The 6,716-nt window shown below is 55.6% G+C and carries 4 protein-coding genes and 1 pseudogene; 2 read left to right on the forward strand and 3 right to left on the reverse strand.

Features of this window, described 5'->3' with window-relative positions; all coding sequences use genetic code 11:
* Positions 1–109: 109 nt before the first annotated feature.
* Positions 110–937 (reverse strand): annotated as a pseudogene (locus ACR3FF_RS25075) (RNA-guided endonuclease TnpB family protein); the annotation flags it as partial.
* Positions 938–1,234: 297 nt separating this feature from the next.
* Entirely contained in the window at positions 1,235–3,316 is a 2,082-nt protein-coding gene (gene fdhF / locus ACR3FF_RS25080) for a formate dehydrogenase subunit alpha (RefSeq protein WP_458190840.1), read from the reverse strand.
* 300 nt (positions 3,317–3,616) lie between these two features.
* Here fdhF and ACR3FF_RS25085 point away from each other — a divergent pair, with 300 nt between their 5' ends.
* Complete coding sequence (locus ACR3FF_RS25085; protein ID WP_458190841.1) at positions 3,617–4,189, forward strand: hypothetical protein; 573 nt, start codon at positions 3,617–3,619, stop codon at positions 4,187–4,189.
* Between the two features lie 141 nt (positions 4,190–4,330).
* Positions 4,331–5,599 carry a formamidase gene (gene fmdA, locus ACR3FF_RS25090; protein ID WP_458190842.1) on the forward strand — a complete coding sequence of 423 codons (1,269 nt, stop codon included), beginning with the start codon at positions 4,331–4,333 and terminating at the stop codon, positions 5,597–5,599.
* A gap of 87 nt (positions 5,600–5,686) precedes the next feature.
* On the opposite strand, the gene ACR3FF_RS25095 is transcribed toward fmdA, so the two are convergent.
* Positions 5,687–6,538: an IS5 family transposase gene (locus ACR3FF_RS25095; RefSeq protein ID WP_458190843.1), complete on the reverse strand. Its 852-nt coding sequence runs from the start codon at positions 6,536–6,538 to the stop codon at positions 5,687–5,689.
* Between the last annotated feature and the right edge of the window lie 178 nt (positions 6,539–6,716).

Raw genomic sequence — 6,716 nt, forward strand, 5'->3', positions numbered from 1 at the left:
CATATTCACGCCCTATCCAGCATCCAAGACAGTCTTCGTCTCATTTCGCGGTCTTTACCGTGTGAGGCGCAGCTTTTGCCGATGCAGTTATCGAGAGAGTGGACAACTAGCGAATGTACGACAAGTCTTCAAGGACGATAACGGGATCGTCGAACTGGCGAGCGTATTCAACAGCTTGTCGAGACGCCTTCTCGACAATATCCGTCAGCGCGTTTTGGTAGTGGTCGAATCGTTCGTCCACGCGCCACTCGGCGGCGTCTCGCTGTTGGAGCCGCCGGAGGGTGGAGAACATCTCTTTGCGGAGGTGTCGCGCTCGACTGCCGCTGACGAGCATCGGCTTGCGTGGTACGTCGCGTTTAAGCGCACAGCCCGTAATCAACGCGCTCTCGCCAACGTCAAAGCCAATGTACGTCGCGTCGTCCGAATCGGTTGGGTCTTCGACCGCGTATTCGACGGTGACGTGCAATTCCCACGATTTGCGGTGTTGCTGTAACCGCAGTTCACCCGCCGTCACATCCTCGGTGAGCAGATCGAACCACAGGGATTCCTGCTCGGGGTTAATGCGAAGTGGAATCCAAAAGTTCGTCCCACGGCCGGGTTGCGGAGCCTGCCACACGAAACTGTATTCGCGTTCGTCGGAGTAATCGAACGTGGCCGCTCGATTGACGAGGCGAAGCGGATGCTCGTCGCCTAATTCCTCGGCATCGTACGTCTTGTGGAGTTTCGGGACGTAGGATTTGAGCGCGTCTTTGGCTTGGTACGGGAGGTCGTAGGGCGTCACGATGTCGTTGACCGCGGACATCGTATCTGCCCCAGCGTCGAAAGCGTCGTGGAGTGCGTTTCGGTAAGTGTCCAAGAGTCGCTGGAGGCGTTGCTCTTTGCCCGTGGTGGGCGGAGTGAGCGTCGCCTGCAGTGTTTTCGTCACCGTCTCGGACACACACTCTTATACAAGACCGAAACATTTAAGGGTAACTTTTGTGTAACTTATTTATTGAAGATATCAAGATAGAGTTGGAGGCCGGATGGCAGTATAAGAGTTTGTAAGAAACGAAGAAACAGTACAGTAGAACGTCGAAAGGTATGCTACTCCATGCTCAGAAGGAGTTGGACTCCGGCAATTTCGATTAAGCAGTTGACCGTGTAGTGTTGCTTACGCGATTCCCGCCCGGTCTAAAGGCCGGGATTCCCTCGCTGTTTAAAGATGGGAATCCCCGTACGGGCCTGTTCGCCGGAGTCAGTCACCCGACTGGGGGGCTGGTTCGACGTTAACGTCGACTCTCGCGGCTGATGCTTTGTACTCCGGAATCTTCGCTTCTGGGTCGAGAGCGTCGTTTGTCAGTTGGTTGATCGGTGAATCTGCGAAGTGGGGCGTCGACCAGATAACTCCTTGTTTGATATCTTCTGTGACGTGCGCTCTGGCGACGACCTCCCCACGGCGCGAGACGAGTCGCACGTACTCTTCGTCTTCGACGCCCAGCGATTCCGCATCGCTCGGATGGATGTCGACGAAGTTCTCTTCGGTTCGACGCATCAACGTGGGTGACCGAGTGCTCATCGTCCCCGTGTTGTAGTGCTCTTCCAGCCTTGCGGTCGTTAGCACGAACGGGTACTCGTCGTCTTCCACCTCCTTCGGCGGTTGGTGCCGGACACCTCGTATCTTGCCGAGCCCATTCGGCGTGTCGAACGACTCTTCATAGAGGAAGGGATCGCCTTCGTCTTCCTCGTCGTAACACGGCCAGTGAAGCCCTTCCAATCCAAGACGATCGTACGTAATCCCACTGTATATCGGCATCACCTGACGAAGCTCTTCGAAGATCTCCTCGGAAGATTCGAAGGTGAACCCTTCGTTGAACAGGCGCGTCCCGACTTCCGAGAGGATCTCCAGGTCGTGTTTCGTGTTTCCGGGAACCCGTGTCGCTGCGCGCATGCGCTGGACGCGCCGGTCGGTGTTCGTGACCGTGCCGCCCCGTTCGGCCCAGGACGTCGCTGGAAGAATGACATCGGCGAACTCTGCGGTGTCGGTCATGAAGATATCTTGAACAACCAAGAACTCGAGTTTCTCGAGGTTTTCGATGACTTCATTCCCATTTGGCTCACTGATGACCGGGTTTTCACCCATGATGTAGAGCCCGTGTATCTGATCGCCTGCAGCCTGCGTGATCTCGACGTTGGACAGTCCCGGCTCCGTCGGTAGCTCGAAGCCCCATACGTTCTCGATCTCTGCCCGCTGTTCGTCGTCGTCGATGGGGACGTAACCGGGGAACGTGTTGTACATCGTTCCGACGTCACAGGTTCCCTGGACGTTGTTCTGCCCGCGGAGCGGGTTGACGCCGGTTCCGGGTCGTCCGAGATTCCCCGTCATCAGTGCAAGATTGATGAGGTTCTGGACGTTGTCGGTTCCGCAGGCGTGTTGGCTCATTCCCATCCCAGTGAAGATGGCGGCGTTGTCCGCGGTCGCGTACGCTTCGGCTGCCTTTTCGATGTCTTCTAAGGGAACGCCGCACGTTTCGGCAGCTTCCTTGGCGTCGAAATCTTCGAGCGTCTCAATCAGCCCGTCGAGGCCCTCCGTTCGTTCGTCGATGAACTCCTCGTCGAGCCAGTCGTTATCGAGGACGGTTTTGAGAACGATGTTTAACAACGGGATGTCCGTGCCCGGCTTCAACTGGAGATGGAGGTCGACATCGCGAGTAGTCTTGTTCGCGTGTGGGTCGACCTGGATAACGAACGTATCCTCTAACGCGGCTTGTTTGAAATACTTGCTGTGGGCGATCGGGTGTTGTTCGGAGGGGTTGGCGCCCTGAATCCAATATACGTCAGCCGCCTCCCGAAGATCACGCATACTGTTGGTCATCGCACCGGCACCGAGACTCTGTCTGAGCGCGGCGACTGTCGACGCGTGACACATCCGAGTGCAGTTGTCGACGTTGTTGTTACCGTATCGGCGAGCTAACTTCTGGAGAAGATAATTTTCCTCGTTTGTACACTTCGACGACCCGAAAAACCCCATCGAGGTTTGTCCGTGTTCGTCACGGATCCGACTCATCTCGTCGGTGACGAGTTCGAACGCCTCTTCCCACGTCGCTTCACGGAACTCCTCGCCATCACGAATCAACGGTTCTTTGAGACGCTCTTCGTGGTTTACGACCTCTGTTGAGGCACCACCCTTGATACAGAGCGCACCCTCGTTGACCGGCGCATCGAACCACGGTTTGATGTTTACGTCTCCCTCCTCGGTGCCCTCCGTCAGTTGCAGTCCACATCCGACACCGCAGTATGGACAGATCGTGCAGACATTGTCTTCGGATTCTTGGCTCATGATTTGTCTTTCCAGATCCGGTTTTTCGTTCACTGGCATCATCGTGTTCGACCATCTCCTCAGTCGTCGAACACGAGCAACGCTGACTATGCTATCAGTTACCAATTGGGGGCGAGCGACTTGAGCATTGTGTCGCCTGTCGACCGCGAAAACACCCATCGGGGAGAGGAATGTTCGAGGTTCCACTTCACTGGAGAACGAGGAATCAAGATGATGGAAGACCCAGTTTCAGCTACGGACGACAAGCAACCAGGCTGTCGATGCGTCTGGTACTGTCGTAGAAACCAACGGAGGCTACCCATGGAACTCGATCGTCATCGATTGCTCGAAAAAAGTCGGGAGTACGAACGACAGGAACCACTGTTTCTCGTCGAACAAGACCGTCTCGAAACGCTGCCCAATGCGTTCGAAGAAGGAACGGTCGTCTGGAAGGACATGGAATGGATCGTTCGGTGGTATTATCGTCGCGAATTAGGTGCAGTTCCTCATCAGGAACGCGAATCTGCGGAACGCCGATTCCGAACCAATTCGTGGGAAACCGTGGATGCAACTATCGAAGCAGCCAGACGGGCACCGACGGCAACGAAAATGACCAAACGATTGTTGGAATTAAAAGGGGTGACGGTGCCGGTTGCTTCCGCGATTCTCCAATTTATGGATCCAGAAGAATTCATTGTCCATGATGAACAGATCTGGAGGCTTCTCCATAAAATCAACAAACTGGATGAGCAAGCTCCTAACTCTCTCTCAGTGGACGCTTACGTCGCCTATCTGGAACAGTGTCGAGCCACGGTTGCGGAATTCGACGTTGATCTGCAAACACTGTATCGCGCCAGTCGTAGGTTACCGAAAACGGGCAGCGACGAACACTGATATCCGTCGCCAAATCGGGCCGTCGCACCGACACGCTATCTATCGAACATCGATATCTGTCTAGATAGATGAAATATAGTATGCAGATATTATCCACGAATCTATATTTAGATGCGTATCAACCTTAGACCGGGGGGTTACATGCCCGAAACACGATTCGAAGTGGACGTAGATGCTGATCCAGCAGAACAGCCAATGCCAGTACACAACCGATGGCATCCAGATATTCCGTCAGTTGTCAGTGTGAATCCTGGTGAAAAGTTACGAGTCGAATGTCTCGATTGGACAGGGGGCCAGATTCACGATAACGATGACGCGAACGACGTTCGCGATGTTGATCTCGCCCAAGTCCACTACCTGAGTGGACCGATAGAAGTCAACGGAGCAGAACCTGGTGATCTGCTCGTAATGGACATCCTCGACATCGGGGTGTTGAACGAGCGCTGGGAGTATGGTTTCACCGGAATTTTCTCTCAGCAGAACGGCGGTGGATTCCTCACCGATCATTTCCCAGACGCCTCGAAGGCCATCTGGGAACTGAACGGAACGAAAACGACGTCGCGCCACATCCCAGACGTACGTTTCGAAGGGAAGATACACCCGGGATTGGTCGGCACTGCTCCGTCACAGGAACTCCTAGAGGAGTGGAACGAGCGCGAACAGGAGCTCATCGACAAGCACGCCGACGACCCCGAATCCATCCCGGATCATCCAACGAAGGAAGCACAGCCTCCCGTTGCCAACGCACCGACGACAGAATCGGCACTCATGGGCGACATGTCGGACGACGAAGCCGAAGCGGCCGCAGAGGAGGCGGCCCGAACCGTCCCACCGCGAGAGAACGGCGGGAACTGCGACATCAAAGACCTTTCACTTGGATCGAGGGTGTACTTCCCGGTATACGTCGAAGGTGGGAAGCTTTCGATGGGAGACATCCACTTTTCACAAGGAGATGGCGAGATCACCTTCTGCGGTGCGATCGAGATGGCAGGGTACCTCGACATCGAACTCGATCTCATCAAAGATGGGATGAACCGGTACGGAATCGACCACCCCATCTTCGAACCGGGTCACCGTGGGCCGGATTTCTCCGAGTACGTGGTCTTCGAAGGATACTCGGTCACCGAGGATGGAGAACAGAAGTACATCGATTCTCACGTGGCCTATCGACGGGCAGCGCTCGAGGCTATCGAATACCTCAAGAAATTCGGCTACACCGGCGAACAGGCATACATGATCCTTGGAACGGTACCTGTCGAAGGCCGACAGAGCGGCGTGGTCGACATCCCGAATGCGTGTTCGACACTCGCAGTTCCGAAGGCAGTTTTCAACTTCGATATCAGTCCTGACTCGCTGGGTGCCAGACCGTCGAAAGGGCAGGTTGCGATAACCGACGAACCACTCGACTAGCATTGCCTAACGAACGACCACCACGGCTGGTGGTCACAAACGTTCAGTGATACACGGCTCAATTGAATCCGCGAATATCTCTCGCATTCACGCTTCTATCGATTGTTCAATGTTGTGAACGCCAGCTATGAGCGCAATCTCGCGGAACTGACGAAACCAGTCACGCGCTCGCACGGCGGAGCCGTGTGAGCGCTTGAGTGAGGAATTCACGGTCTCAGTCATCGACCATTGATGATAGCGCTCGTCGTCGATTCGTGCGTTGTGAGCGTGATCGTACGGTGCGAACACACGATGGTTGATGAGCGGTCGGACACCGACCGCTCGAAGGGCGTCGCGGAAGCTCATGTCGTCGTAGCCCTTGTCAGCGGCGAGGCTTCGAAGGTCGCCCGCGTTCCGCAGGGCGACCTTCGGACCGATTCGCATCCCGCTTGGCCACTTCGTGCTGCAGTGCAGGTCGAGGATCGCTCCGTCGGCGGTGTCGACCAGAAACGTCGCCTGGATCGTTCGTACCGTCCGTCCTGTCCGGTTGAGGTAGTGAGTCGATGCCTGCTGGCGGTCGAAGTAGGTGGCATCGATGGCGGCGTGGCCGTTCTGGTCGAGCAGCTCCGCCGAACGGCGGAGCAGCTCTCGCCACACACTCATCGGAGCTCGCTTGAACGCCTTGCAGAGCGTCGAAGGCGCGGGGAATTCCCCGCGCCGAAGACTCAATAAGAACCGGATCCGTTCCCTCTCCTCGGCCCAATCGATAACCTCCTCGTACTCGGCGTCCATGTGCTCGCGGAGATAGAGCAACACAGCGTGCTTCCAGCCGGCAAACCCGTTGCCGGCTGGATGGCTAAGCTGGATGAGAGCCGCGTCAGTAAGCTTTTGAGCGAGCGAAGCCACTTGCTTCACGAAGCGGAAGAGTGTCTTCTGCACAACTTCACTCTCCCGCTTCAGTACACTGATTCTGACGACTTATCCCGCCGTCTTCTGCGGATTCAATTGAGCCGTGATACACTCGGTACTTCCCAACCGATGTGAGAACTGAAGCTAAAGCGTTAGTCTAATTAGGAAGATGTCTGGTTGAGTGAATGTGTTCAATATCCCTCAGCCAGACGGTGCTCTTTCGGACTCG

The organism is Haladaptatus ordinarius (assembly GCF_054177595.1).

What these genes read in the sequence shown, in the direction of transcription:
- fmdA (WP_458190842.1), top strand. Translation starts at nt 4,331, where the DNA reads ATGCCCGAAACACGATTCGAAGTGGACGTAGATGCTGATCCAGCAGAA.
- fdhF (WP_458190840.1), bottom strand. Translation starts at nt 3,316, where the DNA reads ATGAGCCAAGAATCCGAAGACAATGTCTGCACGATCTGTCCATACTGC.
- ACR3FF_RS25085 (WP_458190841.1), top strand. Translation starts at nt 3,617, where the DNA reads ATGGAACTCGATCGTCATCGATTGCTCGAAAAAAGTCGGGAGTACGAA.